This is a genomic window from Silvimonas amylolytica (genome assembly GCF_014645555.1).
GTDB lineage: Bacteria > Pseudomonadota > Gammaproteobacteria > Burkholderiales > Chitinibacteraceae > Silvimonas > Silvimonas amylolytica.
In genome coordinates this window covers 196,721-213,335 of sequence record NZ_BMLY01000006.1, presented here as the reverse complement: position 1 = coordinate 213,335, position 16,615 = coordinate 196,721, and the positions used below count along the sequence as shown (strand labels likewise).

General features: G+C 56.9%; 14 protein-coding genes. 4 read left to right on the top strand and 10 right to left on the bottom strand.

The genetic code is table 11. The features are described from left to right. Positions 1 to 21: 21 nt before the first annotated feature. The 3 genes from IEX44_RS16775 to IEX44_RS16765 all read right to left on the bottom strand — a co-directional run bounded on the left by IEX44_RS16775 (position 22) and on the right by IEX44_RS16765 (position 2,844). On the bottom strand, positions 22 to 969 hold the full coding sequence (locus tag IEX44_RS16775) for a hydrogen peroxide-inducible genes activator (protein ID WP_188696622.1): 948 nt from the start codon (positions 967 to 969) through the stop codon (positions 22 to 24). Continuing rightward, the gene (locus IEX44_RS16770; RefSeq protein ID WP_188696620.1) at positions 966 to 1,466 is read right to left on the bottom strand and encodes a disulfide bond formation protein B; all 501 of its coding nucleotides are present in this window, start codon (positions 1,464 to 1,466) and stop codon (positions 966 to 968) included. Before IEX44_RS16770 ends, IEX44_RS16775 begins: the two co-directional genes overlap by 4 nt. Positions 1,467 to 1,677: 211 nt before the next feature. Continuing rightward, entirely contained in the window at positions 1,678 to 2,844 is a 1,167-nt protein-coding gene (locus IEX44_RS16765) for a patatin-like phospholipase family protein (RefSeq protein WP_188696617.1), read from the bottom strand. Positions 2,845 to 3,116: 272 nt separating this feature from the next. Here IEX44_RS16765 and guaB point away from each other — a divergent pair, with 272 nt between their 5' ends. Next, a complete protein-coding gene (gene guaB, locus IEX44_RS16760) occupies positions 3,117 to 4,583 on the top strand; it encodes an IMP dehydrogenase (protein WP_188696614.1) in 1,467 nt (488 codons plus the stop codon). A gap of 108 nt (positions 4,584 to 4,691) precedes the next feature. Here the strand turns inward: guaB and IEX44_RS16755 are convergent, their stop codons facing one another. From IEX44_RS16755 to IEX44_RS16740, 4 genes are all read right to left on the bottom strand, one after another. Further along, the gene (locus IEX44_RS16755; RefSeq protein ID WP_188696611.1) at positions 4,692 to 7,019 is read right to left on the bottom strand and encodes an extracellular solute-binding protein; all 2,328 of its coding nucleotides are present in this window, start codon (positions 7,017 to 7,019) and stop codon (positions 4,692 to 4,694) included. 190 nt (positions 7,020 to 7,209) lie between these two features. Next, complete coding sequence (locus IEX44_RS16750; RefSeq protein ID WP_188696608.1) at positions 7,210 to 9,624, bottom strand: EAL domain-containing protein; 2,415 nt, start codon at positions 9,622 to 9,624, stop codon at positions 7,210 to 7,212. Positions 9,625 to 9,857: 233 nt separating this feature from the next. After that, the gene (locus IEX44_RS16745) at positions 9,858 to 11,507 is read right to left on the bottom strand and encodes an electron transfer flavoprotein-ubiquinone oxidoreductase (protein WP_188696603.1); all 1,650 of its coding nucleotides are present in this window, start codon (positions 11,505 to 11,507) and stop codon (positions 9,858 to 9,860) included. 49 nt (positions 11,508 to 11,556) lie between these two features. Then, positions 11,557 to 12,504 (bottom strand): LysR family transcriptional regulator, encoded by a 948-nt coding sequence (locus IEX44_RS16740; RefSeq protein ID WP_188696600.1) that lies wholly within the window; start codon positions 12,502 to 12,504, stop codon positions 11,557 to 11,559. 99 nt (positions 12,505 to 12,603) lie between these two features. On the opposite strand from IEX44_RS16740, the gene IEX44_RS16735 reads away from it, so the two are divergent. From IEX44_RS16735 to IEX44_RS16725, 3 genes are read left to right on the top strand one after another with little or no spacing between them, the layout of a single operon-like run. Then, positions 12,604 to 13,374, top strand: a complete 771-nt coding sequence (locus tag IEX44_RS16735; protein ID WP_188696598.1) for a ferredoxin--NADP reductase — start codon at positions 12,604 to 12,606, stop codon at positions 13,372 to 13,374. Positions 13,375 to 13,401: 27 nt separating this feature from the next. Beyond that, positions 13,402 to 14,154, top strand: a complete 753-nt coding sequence (locus IEX44_RS16730) for an electron transfer flavoprotein subunit beta/FixA family protein (protein WP_188696595.1) — start codon at positions 13,402 to 13,404, stop codon at positions 14,152 to 14,154. Then, positions 14,151 to 15,092: an electron transfer flavoprotein subunit alpha/FixB family protein gene (locus tag IEX44_RS16725; RefSeq protein ID WP_188696592.1), complete on the top strand. Its 942-nt coding sequence runs from the start codon at positions 14,151 to 14,153 to the stop codon at positions 15,090 to 15,092. Before IEX44_RS16730 ends, IEX44_RS16725 begins: the two co-directional genes overlap by 4 nt. A gap of 89 nt (positions 15,093 to 15,181) precedes the next feature. On the opposite strand, the gene IEX44_RS16720 is transcribed toward IEX44_RS16725, so the two are convergent. The 3 genes from IEX44_RS16720 to IEX44_RS16710 form a co-directional block, all read right to left on the bottom strand. Beyond that, positions 15,182 to 15,967, bottom strand: a complete 786-nt coding sequence (locus tag IEX44_RS16720) for a peptidylprolyl isomerase (protein ID WP_188696589.1) — start codon at positions 15,965 to 15,967, stop codon at positions 15,182 to 15,184. Positions 15,968 to 16,039: 72 nt separating this feature from the next. After that, complete coding sequence (locus IEX44_RS16715; protein WP_188696904.1) at positions 16,040 to 16,303, bottom strand: BolA family protein; 264 nt, start codon at positions 16,301 to 16,303, stop codon at positions 16,040 to 16,042. A gap of 11 nt (positions 16,304 to 16,314) precedes the next feature. Then, positions 16,315 to 16,614 (bottom strand): YciI family protein, encoded by a 300-nt coding sequence (locus tag IEX44_RS16710; protein WP_188696586.1) that lies wholly within the window; start codon positions 16,612 to 16,614, stop codon positions 16,315 to 16,317. Position 16,615 lies beyond the last annotated feature (1 nt).

Genomic DNA, 16,615 nt, shown 5'->3' with positions numbered 1-16,615 from the left:
GCCAGACATCATGCTTATCGATCAGGCGGCAACGGCTACCGTATCTTGCGCACCGAGGAACGTCACTTCAGGCAAATCACTGGCCAACATGGCGTTGCGAACCGCCTCTACAGCGGCAAGGCGCGGGAAATTACGACGCCAGGCCAACACCACTCGCCGCGTCGGCACGGGTTCAGAGAATGGCCGGATACTCAGCAAAGACTCATCCGCTGCAGTCACTGAAGTTGCTGGCAAGACCGTCACCCCGATTCCACCCGCTACCATATGGCGAATGGTCGTCAGCGACGACCCTTGCAGCGTCCGCTGCAGGCTGCCCGTCGGCAGGCTTTCACGATTCAGATCCGGGCAGGTTTGCAATACGTGATCGCGGAAACAATTACCAGGAGAAAGCAGCAAGACGTTTTCTTCCGCCAGCATTGACGCATCAATGGCTTTTTCTTTTTCCCAGTGATGACCTTTGGGCGTGGCGACCACGAACGGCTCGTCGTACACCGGTTGAGTCGCAATACCGGGCTCATGAAACGGCTCAGCCAGAATCGCCACGTCGATCTCACCCTGCTTGAGCATTTCAGCGAGCCGGCCGGTGTAATTTTCTTCGAGCAGAATCTGCATTTGCGGCGCAGCCTCGCGCAAATGCGGAATCAGATGCGGCAGTAAATACGGGCTAATTGTGTAAATGATCCCTAGCCGCAAAGCGCCTGCAAGGGGGTCTTTGCCCTGCTCGGCCAGTTGTTTGACCACCTGTACTTCTTCCAGCACGCGTTGGGCTTGCTCGACCACGCGCTCGCCAATCGGCGTGAGGGTGACTTCGCCCGCCGCACGCTCGAACAGCGTCACGCCCAATTCGTCTTCCAGCTTTTTGACCGCCACCGACAACGTGGGCTGCGACACAAAGCAACTGTTGGCAGCTCGGCCAAAGTGGCGCTCACGCGCCACGGCCACGATATAACGTAATTCAGTCAGGGTCACTTGCGCCCTCCTTGCCATGCGCGAATCAGCCACGCTGCAGCAATCAACGCCAGGAATAACACCAGCGTCCAGCACGGCAGCGACAAGCCCAGGAATTTCCAGTCAATCACGGCACACTCGCCATGGCCCACCAGCACGGAGCGAAACACCTGCAACCACGGCTGGTTATCCAGCATGTATTGCAAGCCAGGCCCGCACGAGCCCAACGATGATTTATCAGTCAGAAAATATTGCAGGTAAACCTGGCGCGCTGACACACTCGCCCCCGCCAGGCCCACCAGGGTCAGCAACGCTGGCCAGAACCAGGTAGCCCGCCGCAGCGGAAACAATGCTGCCAGCAAAGAGACCAGCCCAAACGAGATAATCCCGACGCGCTGGAAAATACACAGCGGGCACGGGCTCAGGAATTCTTCGTACTGCAAGTACAGGGCGTAGCCAATGGCGCTACCGCAGATCAAGGTCAGTACCAGAAAGCCCAGTCGCCAACGAACGAACATAATTCACCTTCTCACAGGAAACACGTTTGGGAAATTGCCCGGCAAACGCCAGTCATCGCGGGTAAAACGCAAACGGGCAGCATGACCTGCAGTGGAGATCGCCAGAATAGGCCTTTGCTGATCTGGTCGATTGATTTTATCAATCAATATTCTACCAGCAAAGATTATGCCGATGACAAGCCATCCGTATACGCGCGGCAAGCGTGATGACTCAGTCAGCCAGAAAGCACTCCAGTTCCTTGCGTCGCTTCATGGCGTCCCGATAACCCAGTTTGATGAGCTGGCGCACATAATCGCCGTGAAACAACAGGTAACTGGACAACACCGACCCCTGGCGACGAAAAGCCCCCAGACCGCCCAGCAAGAAACGCAGCCCAGGCGGAAAGCGTTTACGGTGTGGCATCACCAGTCGCTCTAGCGGGCGGGACGGCGCGATGGTCAATACTTCCAATGGCCGCAATGCAGTACGGTGCGCTGCTCGCACTTCTTCACTTAACAATGAGATCGTATTGTTGACTCGCTGAACCCGCTCCAGATCAGCTTCCAGCGAATCCAGAAACACGCTGTTAAGCAGATGCCCCGCCACCTGCGCCAGCGATGGGTATTCGTTGACCTTTTCCCGCCCAGGCAGCTCAGCATGCGGTGCCACACCAATGACCAGCAATTTGCTGGCACCCAGATGGATAGCCGGGCTAAGCGGCGCAATCTGGCGCACCGAGCCATCACCAAAGTATTCGCGGTTGATCCGCGCAGCAGGAAACACCAGCGGAATCGCACTCGAAGCCATCAAATGGTCAACCGTTATCCTGGCCCGCAAACCAATACGCGAGGCCCGCTGCCAAGTGTCGGGTAATTGCGGCGAGCCCTGATAAAAACTGACCGATTGGCCCGAGGTATAGCCCGACGCGGTGATTGATAACGCGAGCAGAGCACCCTCGTCGACCGCCCGACCGATGCCATCAAAATCAACCAGCTCACTCAATAGGTCGCGGAGCGGTGCGTTATCCAGCAAAGACTTGGGGTTGCGCTCGCCCAAGCCACCCGCCAGCATGGATACAGCCCAATGCCCTGCACTTTTGATCAACGCGAGGACGCTGGCCCGATACACCCGCTCCGGCGACAACAACAACCACGAACGTGCCAGATGCCGCACCGACGATTGAAACGCACTGGCTCTGGAGGCCAGCCCGGCAGCATTGATGGCCCCGGCTGACGCACCGCAAATAATCGGAAACGGATTGGCTTCGCCGTGACGCCAGATGCGTGCCACAGCGAGCAGCACCCCCACCTGATAAGCAGCACGCGCGCCGCCCCCGGACAAAATCAGCGCACACGGACCCTTTTCATCCTGCTGCGGTGTCGCTCCGGCATGCTCCATGCCGTCCTCCCATATTGTGGATTGCGGCCCCTGACCGCTTGTTCCGGTAGCGACGGCCTGTTTTTTTCACTGGCCGTATCACGCCCCGCTTTATGCTTTATGTATATATCTGCATATTGCCCCGACCAGATTGCAAGGGCGACATTGCAGGCGTAAAACCGCTTTTGTTTGTACAAATTGCAACACGCCGCCCGGTAAAAGGTGATTACGTCGGCATAGTCTTACCGTGCCAAACCCGGTATAATCGACTTTTGGCGTGAAAGGATTCGCAAATGCGCATCGTGCAACAAGCACTGACCTTCGACGACGTTCTGCTCGTCCCGGCCCACTCTGACGTCCTGCCCCGCGATGTCAGCCTTGGTACCCAATTCACTCGTGACATCCGGCTCAACCTGCCGCTGATCTCCGCAGCCATGGATACCGTGACCGAAGCCCCGCTGGCCATCGCCATTGCGCAGGAAGGCGGCATTGGTATCGTTCACAAGAACATGTCTGCCAAGCTGCAAGCCACTGAAGTCTCCAAGGTGAAACGTCACGAATCCGGCGTGGTGAAAGATCCGCTGGTCGTCTCCCCTGACATGCTGGTTCGCGATGTCCTGAACCTCTCCCGCCAGCATCGCATTTCCGGCTTCCCGGTCATTGATGCCAAAGGCCAACTGGTCGGCATCATTACCAACCGTGACCTGCGTTTTGAAACCCGCCTCGATGTCCCTGTCTCTAGCGTCATGACGCAAAAAGACAAGTTGATCGTCGTGCGTGAAGGCACCTCCATCGACGAAGCCCGCCACCTGATGCACGACCACAAGCTGGAACGTGTACTGGTGGTGAACGAAGGCTTCCATCTGCGCGGCCTGATTACCGTTAAAGACATTATCAAGACCAGCGAACACCCGCTGGCGTCCAAGGATGAATTGGGTCGTCTGCGCGTTGGCGCTGCAGTCGGTACTGGTGATGGCACTGAAGAACGCGTCGCCCTGCTGGCTGAAGCCGGCGTAGACGTCATCGTGGTTGATACCGCGCACGGCCACAGCGCCGGCGTGCTGAACCGCGTGAACTGGGTGAAGCGTAATTTCCCGAATGTACAAGTGATTGGCGGCAATATCGCCACCGCCGCCGCCGCACGTGCACTGGTTGATGCCGGCGCTGATGCAGTCAAGGTCGGTATCGGCCCGGGCTCCATCTGCACCACACGTATCGTGGCCGGTGTGGGCGTACCGCAAATCTCCGCTGTTGCCAACGTGGCTGACGCCCTGGCAGGCACGGGTGTACCGCTGATTGCTGACGGGGGCATCCGTTTCTCTGGTGATATCGCCAAGGCCATTGCTGCAGGTGCGCACACCGTCATGCTGGGTGGTCTGCTGGCAGGTACCGAAGAAGCGCCGGGCGAAGTCGAACTGTACCAGGGTCGCTCATACAAGAGCTACCGCGGTATGGGCTCTCTGGGCGCCATGCAACAAGGCTCCAGCGATCGCTATTTCCAGGAAGAAAACACGGCCAACGCCGACAAGCTGGTACCGGAAGGCATTGAAGGCCGCGTTCCCTACAAGGGTCCGGTCACTGCCATCGTTCACCAACTGGTTGGCGGCCTGCGCTCTTCCATGGGTTATCTGGGTTGCGCCACCATCGCCCAGATGCATGAGAAAGCCGAATTCGTGCAGATCACTTCTGCCGGGATTCGCGAATCTCACGTGCATGACGTGCAGATCACCAAAGAAGCACCAAACTACCGCGTGGAGTAATCTGCAGCGGTCAGTAACCAACAAAAAAGCCCCGCAATTGCGGGGCTTTTTTACGTCAGACAAGAGGCAGAGTCGTTACCTGTCTCTGCCGGCTTCGATCAAGCCACCTCAACTGCGTCGTGCGGCATCCGCCATCATTCTGGCGGCGTCGCTGGCACTCATGTTGCCGTTGCGCCAGAACTTCAGGGTTGTGTCGAAGATTGATGCCCGGGCTTCTTCGGGCAAACACTGGCTATGCGCCCAGGACGGCACGAGCACATTGGCATTGGCCGCCTGGGCAAATGACCGTGCCGTTTCTTGCGAATACCCATCGTAGCGGCTCATCGGCGTATCGGAACGTGCCGGCACGTTACCCTTGAAGAAATTGAACGCCTCCTGCCCTTCCTGGCTCATCAACATTTCGACCAGATCACGCTGAGCGTCGTGCATGGCGCCTTCTTTTTGCTTGAACATGATGAGCGAGTCACACGCAAAGCTGAATTCACCCGCGGCAGCCGGTGCGGCCCAGCCCATGTAATCCTTGCCCTGCGCCTGCCCAGCCTGCATGAATTCCGGCTTGGCCCAATCCCCCATGATTTGCATAGCGGCACGGCCGTTAATCACATCAACGGTTGCCAGATTCCAGTCACGACCCGCTGCATCTTCAGTGCAGTATGGCTTGAGGCGACGGAAACGCTCCAGGGCGCGCACCATGCCAGCGCCACCCAGTGCACTCGCATCAAGCTTCACAAAACAGTTGCGATGGAACTCTGCGCCTTCGGCCAGAATCACCGTTTCGAGCATGGTAGCGATCTGCCAATCCTGCTCACCCACTGCAAGCGGGGTGATGCCGGCCTCTTTCAGTGTTTCGCACAATGCAAAGAAATCATCCCAGGTGCGCGGCTGCTGTCCGCCCACTTTCCGGATCAGCGGCAAATTCACCCACAAGGTATTCACACGCGCGGCGCCCAGGGGCACGGCCACGTATTTGCCGTCTACCTGGATCATTTTATCCAGCACCGCAGGCAGCACGCTGGACCAGCGCTGGCGCTGGGCGATCTCGTTCAGATCAGCCAGCACACCCATTCTGGACCACTTGCCAATATTGATAATGCGATTGGCCGCTGCAGTCGGCGCATTGCCAGATTGCACGCGCGAATTGAGCGTCGCCATCGGGTCACCCCCGCTAGTCCGGGTGTCCATCCAGTGGTGGCCCTGCGCGTTCAAACGGGTTTTCAACTCAAACACGGCACGCGCTTCACTGCGTGACAGCCACCAGTGCAGCACTTCCACATCTGCCAGGTGAAACTTGCCGACAGCCCCCAGCAGGGTCTTGGCGCGTTCATCCACACTTTGCAATGTCTGACGGGCCTGATGCAATGCCGAGTCGGTCGCGCGCGTCATACCGCTGACGCGTTCAGTCGAACGCGCCATCGACTCGGTCGCGGACGATTGCTCAGCGGTCGCATCGGCAATCTGGCGAACTACTTGCGCGACTTCGTCCATCCGGCCGGAAATTGTGAGCATGTGTTTGCGAGCGTGCTCCGCCTTGTCAACGCTCTGCGATACGCCGGTAGAAGTGCGGGTCATGTCCGCCAGAACCGCATTGGTCTCAGCGTTAACGAGTTCGATACGGCGGGCAATATCGACCGTCGCCGAAGAGCTGCGCTCAGCCAGTTTGCGAACTTCATCTGCCACCACGGCAAAACCACGACCTTGCTCGCCAGCACGTGCTGCTTCAATAGCTGCGTTCAGAGCCAGCAAATTGGTCTGATCCGCAATTTCCTTGATGACAACCACAATGCCGCTGATTTCACGTGCACGCTGCGAAAGATTATCCATCGCCGTCCCGAGCGACTGCATCGCCGTCGCCACCTCACCCACCTCGGATGAAACACCCATAACGGCTTGCGCGCTTTCACTGGAAATGGACTGCGTATCCAGCACCGCGACATCCACATCACGGGCACGAGACGCGATGCTGGAAATGCTCTGCGTAATCTGCCCGACCGTGGCTGCAGAAGCCGAAGCGTGATCAGACTGCATGCGGGTATCGTTGGAAATTTGCGTCGTGACTGCGGTCAATTCATGCAGGCTGAGGGCCAGTGCTTCCATCTCCCGCTGGATTTCACGCAAAACTGACTGTTGTGTACTGACAAACTGATTGAGCGGACGACCCAATGTCGCCAGTTCGCCCTCTTCTGCAAAACGCACCGACAAACCGGCGCTACCACCCATATCGTGCAAACCGCGCTGCAATGCGTCCAGCGGGCGCAAGGCGAAACCCGCCGCCATCCAGGCGGCAGCAGCCAGCGCGATCAGACTGGCCAGCGCCAATATATAAGTGACGGCGTCCAGCGTCAGATTCTGCCCAAACAGGACATAGCCCAATGTCACGCCAAACCCAAGCAACGCCACCGCCAATACCGGCAGCAGCAAACGCATACGCATTGTCATTTGTACCTCCCCAAACCGCTTATAGCTTTATTGTTTCTGTGTATTTCTTGAACCGGATACTTATTGCCATGCCAGAGGGCAGCACGCCCCCGTGCTACTCTCCATATAAAACAAACCCGCCCGGCACACTGTGCGGCGGACGGGTTTTTTCACCAATCGGGAAGAATACTTACATGCCCATTGGGGCCGCTCAGGCGCTATACCTGGCGGGCTCCAGCACCATATTCGGCGACGGAATACCAATGTGGTATCCCTGCAAATAATCGACGCCAATTTCGCGCAGCTTATCGGCGATCTCGGCGGACTCGACATATTCCGCAATGGTCTGACGACCCATGGCATGCGCAATATGGTTCACTGCGATCACCATTTGCAGACTGACGTGATCATCAACAATATCGCGAACCAGACTGCCATCGATCTTGAGGTAATGTACCGGCAACGTTTTCAGATAAGTGAATGATGAAAACCCGCTACCAAAGTCATCCAGCGCAAAGCGACAGCCGCGCGTACGCAGCGCCTCAATAAACAGCGTGGATTCCTTGATATTGGCAATAGCGCTGGTTTCAGTGATCTCAAAACAGAGGTTTTCTGGTGGCACACCTGACTCATCCAGCCGCTCCAGCACAAAAGCCAGCGTCTGACGGTTGAGCGATTTGCCGGACAAGTTGACCGATAGCATGGGTACAGGACGGCCCTGCCGCTCCTTCGCAGCCAGGTATCCAATTGCGTGCGATACAACCCAACGATCGATGGTGGCCATCAAATCATAGCGCTCGGCCGCAGGGATAAACGCCCCTGGAGAGATCACCTTGCCGTTCTCACCGACCAGACGCAATAACACTTCATAATGCAGTTCATCGGCATCGATCGACGAGACGATCGGCTGAAAATACAGCTGAAACCAGTTCAACTCGGCAGCCTGACGCAGCGTAGCCAGCAGTTGCAACTCGTTATGGCGCTGCTCAAGATTAACCTCACCACCACGATACCAGGACAAACGGTTACGTCCGGCCTCTTTGGCAGCAAAACAGGCCACATCAGCCCGGCTGATGACTTCCTGCAAATTGCGCGCCTCGGTATCCATCAGCACCAGCCCCATACTGCCGGTGACGGTAAACGGGCGGTCTTGCCAGACAAACCGGTACTGCTCCAGCGCTTGCAAAATACGATCGGCCAATTGCTGGGCTTGTTCGGTCGACGCGTCATGCATCAAGAAACCAAACTCGTCACCTCCCAACCGCCCTACTTGCACGCCAACCGGAACGATCTCAAGCAACTGCCGCGCCAGTTGGCGCAACAGTTCATCGCCAGCCAGGTGACCGCAGGTATCGTTGACCAGCTTGAACTGATCCAGATCCAGCTGCATCAGTACACAGGGTTTGCCACTTTCACGAACAATTTCACTGGCTTGTACCAGCGCGCCCATAAAGCCACGGCGGTTGGTCAGCCCGGTCAGTTCGTCGTGCGTTGCTTGATAGGCAAGACGCTCCGTCAACGCTTCAGCTTCGCTGATGTCGTGCAGCGCCACCACCAATCCGATACCGTGTTCATCCGGCACAGCGGCAATCGCCATTTCCACGCGATAACGCTGGCCCAGCCGGTTGACCAGGGTTGCCACTTCGCGGGTGGCGGTGTGACCGCCTTCCAGGGCTTCTGCCAACAAGCGGGATAAACGCGTACCGCTGGCTTCATCCACCGTCATCACGATATCGGTAATCGGACGCCCTGATGCTTCGGCAAAAGGCCAACCCGTGAGTGTTTCGGCCGCCGGATTCAATAACTTGACCTTGCCGTCTGCCGTGGTTGTCACGATCGCGTCGGCAACAGAACTGAGTGTGGCTTCAGCCAGTTCTTTTTCGCGCAGCAATTCGTGCTGGGCAGAATCACGCTCGTTCAGCCCTTGCAACAGATTGCGCCGCATGGCGTTGAATGCATCAGTCAGTGTCTGCAGCTCATCCGCAGTACCGGGTGGGCGGGCCAGCACCAGCGGCGCGGATAGCCGCTCATAGTTAAAATGCCGCGTATAATCAGCGATATAACGCAGATGTCTGGCAATAAGACGGTGATACAGCCAGATAAACGCCAGTGCCGCCGCACCCATGCCAGTAACCAGCAAGAACAGGATGCGTTTGAGTTGGTCGGTGATTTCGGCCTCGAGGCCGTCGAGCGTATTGACGAGGGTCAACTGCCCCAGGCGTACTGATTTGTTCGTCAGTGGATGCAGGTACTCCACCGGAAAGGTCATGCTGACTACGGAACGCTGGTCAGAAGGCAACTCACCTGCTTGATAGCGCGAACCGTCTGTTTCGACCAGTTCGGCATACCCAACCACCTTGGTTTGCAACAAGGAATTCAGTTGTGTACGCACGGCCTCGGTATTCACCAGCCACAGGTTAACGGCCAGTTGCGGACGCACGCTGCGCGACAGGGTTTCCAGATCAGAGCGGATTTGGGACAGGCTGCGTTGATATTCCTGACGGGCCAGGAAAAACGCCAGCGACGCGGCGACCAGTACGCTGGTAACCATGACGGCCAGTACCAGGCGCAATGCAAGCCGGTTTTCCCGGGAAAAAACGCGCAGCCGCGCGAGCAGTGGTTGCATCTCTATTGGGGCTTCGTTCTGAGAGTCCAATGACTGTTGCGGAGCATAATCGACGCCCTTCGCCGGTACAAATCATCGATATGTATTTGCACCCGCAACCATCCAATTCTTACTTTCAATGAAAGTATTTGATTTCTTATAAACCCATTAAACCATAGATTACCCGCGACCGATCAGCAAAACACCGTATGCGCAGCCAAAAACAAACACTTTTGGAGCAAGCAGTCTTACAACTACATTCCCTGATAACCAGGGCCACCACCGCCCTCTGGCACCAGCCAGATGATATTGCGCGCTGGATCCTTGATATCACAGGTTTTGCAATGCAAGCAGTTTTGCGCATTGATCTGCAATGCACGCTGCCCCTGGCGCTGCACGATCTCATACACGCCGGCCGGACAATAATGCGCTTCGGGCGCGTTATAGACATCCAGATTCTGGGTGAGGTAGACCTCCGGACGCTTCAGCACCAGGTGTGACGGCTGGTCGGACTCATGCCAGGTGTTGGATAGCTGCAACGATGAAGCTTTATCAAAGGTCAAGACACCATCGGGCAATGCATAGTCCAGTTTCGGCATTTCCCGCGCATTCTTGAGGCTCGCATAGTCCGGCTTGCCATGTTTGAACGTCCAGGGGAGCTTGAAGCCCAGTTGACCCAGCCACAAATCTGCGCCGGCATACAACGTACCCAGAAAGCTGCCAAAGCGGGACAGCGCCGGCTTGATGTTGCGCACCTGGCGCAGTTCACGGCCGATCCAGCTTTGGACAACACGTTCCCCATAGTCTGCCAATGTGTCGTGCGCCCTGCCCGCAGCCAGCGCGGCAAACACAGACTCAGCGGCCAGCATGCCGCTCTTCATGGCGTTGTGATTACCCTTGATACGCGGCACATTGACCATGCCGGCCGCACAACCCAATAACACCCCTCCCGGGAAAGCCAGCTCCGGTAAAGACTGCCATCCACCTTCGGTGATTGCCCGTGCGCCATAGCCGATACGTTCCCCGCCTTGCAACATGGCGGCAATGGCCGGGTGTCGTTTCAAACGCTGGAATTCTTCATACGGCTCAAGCGTGGGGTTGGCGTAATCCAGATGCGTAACAAGGCCAATAGAGACCAGATCCTCACCCATATGGTAAATAAATGCGCCGCCACCGGCCCGGCCACCCAACGGCCAGCCCAGCGTATGCAGGACAAGTCCGGCCTCATGCTGTTTGCCAGGGATACGCCACAATTCTTTGATCCCCAGGCCAAACTTCTGGATTTGCGTCTGATCACGCAATCCGAATTGCTGCTCCAGTTTGCCGGTCAGCGACCCACGTGCACCTTCGGCAACCAGCGTGTAGCGCGCGTGAATTTCAATGCCAGGGGTGTAGTCAGCTTTAGGCTGACCATCTTTGCCGATGCCCATATCGCCACAGACCACGCCGATGACCGCACCGTCGTCGCCGTAGACCGCGTCTGCCACCGCAAAGCCGGGGTAGATTTCCACACCAAGTGCTTCGGCTTCGGTCGCCAGCCAGGCACCAAATTCACCCAGGCTCACAATGTAGTTGCCATCATTACGCATAATGCGCGGGATCAGCAGATGCGGAATGGTCCAGGCAAGGTCTTCATCCAGCACCAGGAAACGATCATGAGTGACCGGCGTATGCAGCGGCGCGCCCCGTGCTTGCCAGTCCGGAATCAGCTCATTGAGCGCAATCGGGTCCAGCACGGCCCCTGATAACAAATGAGCTCCAACCTGAGCGCCCTTTTCCAGCACGCATACGCCCAGATCCTGTCCGGCAGCCAACGCCAGTTGCTTGAGGCGAATCGCCGCAGACAAACCGGCCGGACCGGCGCCAACGATTACTACGTCATATTCCATTACATCGCGCTGCATGAAACACCTGAATAAAGAAGTTATGTATTAATAAGTCAGTGAGCGAAGGTTATCGATATTCCACAGGCTGACCATCCGGTCGGCGCAGGACAATCTCGTCACTTCGCTCGACGTCACGGGCAGCATCGCGACAGAGGTCAATAAACGCCTCAATGCCCGCAGTGCGAAACTTCTGCTTGTGCAGTACAAAGTGGAACATGCGGCGAAAATCCAGCCCCGGAACGTCCAGCGGAACCAGACTACCTCGCCGGAATGCCTCTTTAAGCGTCAAGCGCGAGATACATCCAATCCCCAAGCCAGACTCCACCGCGCGCTTGATGGCTTCGGTATGCTCCAGCTCCAGACGCACGTCCAGTCGGCCCAGCACATGACGCATCGCAAACTCAAAGGTTTGACGTGTCCCGGAGCCAGGCTCACGCAAAATCCAGGGCACGGCCAGGATGTCATCCAGCGTGACCGATTCTTTCTTGGCCAGTGGGTGCTCAGGGGCAGCAAAGATGACCATCTCATCAGCCACCCAAGGAAACATATCCAGATCCGGGTGCTGGATTTCTCCCTCAATCAACCCCAGATCAAGTTCAAAGTGCGCGACATCGCGTACAACCGTGGCCGTGTTATGTACCGAGATATTCACGCGACTGCCCGGGTGCTGCCGCATGAACTCACCAACCAGCAAGGTGGCCAGATAGTTACCAATGGTCAGCGTGGCACCAATGCGCAACGGGCCGATGCCCGCCTCGCCCGCAAGGGTGGACTCAATTTCGTTGGCGCGATCAAGCAGCTCAATCGCGCGCGGCAACAACTGCCGGCTTAGTTCATTCAGTTGCAAGCGTTTGCCGTACCGATCAAACAGTCGCGTGTCGAACTGTTTTTCCAGTTCCGCCAGCGCTGTACTGGTCGCTGATTGGGATAGAGACAACGCTTCAGCCGCGCGCGACACGCTTTCTGAGCGCGCCACGGCAACGAAGACTTCGAGCTGCCTGAGGGTGTATCTCATATCTATTCCTTGGATATATTTTATTTAATAATTCAAATTTACAGATATTCTACCTGTGTTTAAGATTCGAAGCTAGATAACCAGCAGGAATATGAAATCATGACGGCTAGCGAAAAATATACGGCAGAGACGATCACGCATCTGCACACGTGGACGCCCAGCCTGTTTACCTTGCGCACCACGCGGGGCGACGCATTCAAGTTTGTGCCCGGCCAGTTTGCTCGCCTGGGCGTGGAAAAGAACGGCAAGATCGTGTGGCGGGCGTATTCCATTCTGTCGGCCGATTACGACGAGCACCTTGAGTTCCTTTCCATTGTCGTGCCTGGCGGCGAATTCACCAGCGAACTGTCACGACTCAAGGTAGGCGATACGATTTACGTCGACAAAACCGCCTACGGCTTCTTGACCCGTGACCGCTTTGAACAAGGCAAAGATTTGTGGATGTTGGCGACGGGCACCGGCCTGGCACCGTTCCTGTCTATTCTTTATGACTTTTCAGCCTGGGAAGAATACGACCGACTGATTCTGGTACAGAGCGTGCGTGAAAAAGCTGAACTGGCCTATGAAGAGACCATTCGCAGCTTTGCCACCCATGAGTACTACAGTGAATTCGCCCACAAACTGCATTACGTGCCGATTGTGACCCGTGAAGACGTCCCTGGCGCGCTCAAAGAGCGCATCACCACTTTGTTGGCCAACGGCGGTCTGGAAGAACATACCGGCGTTGCACTGGATCACGAGCGTTCGCGCATCATGATCTGCGGCAATCCGGACATGGTGGATGAAACCCGCAAACTGTTGGGAGACAAGGGCTTTACGCTAGCCCGCCGCAGCGCACCGGGCCACCTGGCGGTGGAACAACTCTGGTAAGCCGCGCTACATAACAAGGACAACATCATGAAGATACTGGTCGCTGTCAAACGCACCGTTGACCCGAATATCAAGGTGCGGATCAAGGCGGATCAATCCGATGTCGAGATTGCCGCCGCCAAGATGAGCATGAACCCGTTCGACGAAATTGCCGTGGAAGAAGCGGTACGCCTTAAAGAAAAAGGTATTGCAACAGAGATTGTTGCCGTGTCGATTGGCGCTGCGTCCACACAAGACACCCTCCGGCACGCGCTGGCCATGGGTGCTGATCGCGCCATTCTGGTCGAACACAATGCACCGCTGGATTCGCTTGGCGTCGCCAAACTACTGGCTGCGGTGGCCCGCACAGAAAAGCCGGATCTCGTCTTGCTGGGCAAACAAGCCATTGACGACGATTCGGCTCAAGCCGGCCCGATGCTGGCCGCATTACTGGGTATTGGCCAAGGCATCGCCGCATCCCGCATTGAACCAGCCAGCGGCTTTGTCACCTTGACCCGAGAAGTAGATGGTGGCCAGGAAACGCTACGCCTGCCGTTGCCGGCGCTCGTCACCAGCGATTTGCGTCTGAATGAGCCACGCTATGTGAAGCTGCCCAATCTGATGCAGGCCCGCAAAAAACCGATTGAAACCGTCACTGCCGAAACACTGGGCGTCGTGGCAACGTCACGCACCACCTTACTGAAGGTAGCCGAGCCCCCTGCCCGCAAGGCTGGCATCCGTGTCGGCAGTGTGGATGAACTGATTGAACGCCTGCGTACCGAGGCAAAGGTTTTGCCATGAGCACACTCATCATTGCTGAACACCAGAATGGCCAATTGCGGGCGATTACCCGTCATGCAGTTACAGCTGCCTCGCAACTGGGTGGCGAGGTCCACATTCTGGTTGCAGGTCACGCCGTTGGCGATGTCGCCACACAAGCAGCACAAGTGGTCGGCGCAAGCCGTGTTCTCGTGGCGGATAGCCTCGATCTGGTGCACCAACTGGCCGAACGACTTGCGCCACTCATCGCCAGCGTAGCTAGCAGGTACGACAACGTGGTTGCAGCGTCCGGGACTTTTGCCCGCAATGTACTGCCCCGTGTGGCCGCCCTGCTGGATGCCAACATGATTTCGGATGTCTTGCAGATCGTAAATACCGACACCTTTGTTCGCGGCATTTACGCGGGCAATGTCCATGCCACGATCCAGACCACCGACGCCAAACGTGTTCTGAGCGTACGCCCGACCGCGTTTGTCGATGCTGGCATTCAGCCCGCAGGCGCACCGGTTGAATCACTGCAATGGCAAGTCGCCGCTGTAGATGCACAACTCGCTGAATGGGTCAGTGCCGAGCAAACAGTCAGTAACGGACCAGAACTAGCGACTGCTCGTACGGTGATCTCCGGCGGTCGGGCACTGGGTAGCGCGGAACAGTTCCAGAAGTTGCTCACTCCCCTGGCCAGCAAGTTAGGTGCGGCGATCGGCGCTTCTCGCGCAGCGGTGGACGAAGGTTACGCGCCGAATGACTGGCAGGTTGGTCAGACTGGCGTCGTTGTCGCCCCCGAGTTGTATCTGGCGGTGGGTATTTCCGGAGCAGTACAACATCTGGCCGGCATGAAGGATAGTGGCATTGTGGTCGCCATCAATCAGGACCCGGATGCGCCAATCTTCCAGCACGCCGACTACGGCTTGGTCGGAGATCTCTTCTCTCTGCTGCCAGAACTGACCAGCAAGCTTTGATCAGAACCGCTCCAAAAAAAACGCCATGCAATGCATGGCGTTTTTGTTTTGCTGATCCGGCCTGGATCAGACCGGATCACAATCAGCAATTACTGCACGGTCGCTTTGGCACGCAGATCGCTGATCATCTTCTCAACCTTGGCACGTTCCAGTTGTTGAGAAATTTCACCCTTCACTTGATCCAGCGGCGGAGCCTTGGCATCACGCACATCATCCAGCTTGATGATGTGGTAACCGAACTGGGTCTTCACCGGAGCAGAAGTGATCTGACCCTTGGTCAACTTGGTCATGGCTGCGGAGAATTCCGGCACGAAGTTGTTCGGGTTGGACCAGCCCAGATCGCCACCTTGAGCACCGCTCTGCGTGTCGATGGACTTGGCCTTGGCCAGATCTTCAAACTTCTTGCCCTTTTTCAGCTGAGCCAGGATGTCGTTGGCTTCGGCTTCGGTTTTCACCAGGATGTGACGAGCGTGGTATTCCTTGCCAGCAAAGTTGGCCTTGATCACGCGATCGTATTCTTTCTGAACATCAGCATCGCTAACCGGGTTGGACTTGACGAAGTTGTTCACATAGGTGGAAACAACGATCTGTTGCTTGGCGGCATCCAGTTGGGCTTGCACGTCAGCAGACTTGTCCACGCCCTTCTTCACGGCGTCTTGATACAGCACTTCATTGGTGACCAGTTGTTGCTTGATACGGTCACGCAGTTCCGGCGAATCTTTCTGGCCACGTTCTGCCAGTTGCTTGACGATCAGGTCCACCTTGCTTTGCGGAATAGCCACACCGTTCACGGTGGCAACGCTGGCATCGGCCATGACCGAAGCGGAAATCACGGCACCAACAAGGGCGCCAACAAGAAGCTTGGTAGAACGCATTACGATTCCTTTGAATGTTGTCGGTTCAATGCAGCATACATATCAATTATGTCTGGAACACCGACGGCGTTCTCAGAGCTCATCCGGCGTCAGCGCCTTGATGCTGAGCGCATGTACGCGCACAGGCATCAAATCTGCCACCAATGCATACACTTTGCGGTGTCGGGCCACTTTACCCAGACCTGCAAAGGCCTGCGCCACGATCGTGACTTCGAAATGACCACCACCGCCGCTACCGGCGTGTCCGGCATGCGCGGCGCTGTCATCGTGCACGATCAGGGTTTCAGGTTCAAGAGCCGCCAGTCTTTGCTGCAGCTCGTCTTGAAGCGTGTTCATCATACCAGAGTTCAGGGAAGCACCTGTTTGAAGGGTTTCACGCTGGTTTGCCCGTAAACACCTTGATGATACGGGTCTTCGCTATCCCACTTTTGCGCGTCGGCCAGCGACTCAAACTCAGCCACAATCAGGCTGCCGGTGAAGCCAGCAGGCCCGGGATCAGGCGCATCGACCGCCGGAAACGGCCCGGCCAGCACCAACCGCCCTTGCGCCTTGAGTGTTTCGAGGCGAGCCAGATGCGCCGGCCGCACTGCGTTGCGCTGCACCAGTGTATCGGGCAAGTGTGTACCGATAATTGCGTAAAGAGGCATG

Coding starts and splice junctions, on each gene's coding strand:
- IEX44_RS16715 (WP_188696904.1), bottom strand. CDS start 16,303: ATGAACACGCTTCAAGACGAGCTGCAGCAAAGACTGGCGGCTCTTGAA.
- IEX44_RS16750 (WP_188696608.1), bottom strand. CDS start 9,624: ATGCAACCACTGCTCGCGCGGCTGCGCGTTTTTTCCCGGGAAAACCGG.
- IEX44_RS16725 (WP_188696592.1), top strand. CDS start 14,151: ATGAGCACACTCATCATTGCTGAACACCAGAATGGCCAATTGCGGGCG.
- IEX44_RS16735 (WP_188696598.1), top strand. CDS start 12,604: ATGACGGCTAGCGAAAAATATACGGCAGAGACGATCACGCATCTGCAC.
- IEX44_RS16745 (WP_188696603.1), bottom strand. CDS start 11,507: ATGCAGCGCGATGTAATGGAATATGACGTAGTAATCGTTGGCGCCGGT.
- IEX44_RS16770 (WP_188696620.1), bottom strand. CDS start 1,466: ATGTTCGTTCGTTGGCGACTGGGCTTTCTGGTACTGACCTTGATCTGC.
- IEX44_RS16720 (WP_188696589.1), bottom strand. CDS start 15,967: ATGCGTTCTACCAAGCTTCTTGTTGGCGCCCTTGTTGGTGCCGTGATT.
- guaB (WP_188696614.1), top strand. CDS start 3,117: ATGCGCATCGTGCAACAAGCACTGACCTTCGACGACGTTCTGCTCGTC.
- IEX44_RS16710 (WP_188696586.1), bottom strand. CDS start 16,614: ATGCCTCTTTACGCAATTATCGGTACACACTTGCCCGATACACTGGTG.
- IEX44_RS16755 (WP_188696611.1), bottom strand. CDS start 7,019: ATGACAATGCGTATGCGTTTGCTGCTGCCGGTATTGGCGGTGGCGTTG.
- IEX44_RS16765 (WP_188696617.1), bottom strand. CDS start 2,844: ATGGAGCATGCCGGAGCGACACCGCAGCAGGATGAAAAGGGTCCGTGT.
- IEX44_RS16730 (WP_188696595.1), top strand. CDS start 13,402: ATGAAGATACTGGTCGCTGTCAAACGCACCGTTGACCCGAATATCAAG.
- IEX44_RS16740 (WP_188696600.1), bottom strand. CDS start 12,504: ATGAGATACACCCTCAGGCAGCTCGAAGTCTTCGTTGCCGTGGCGCGC.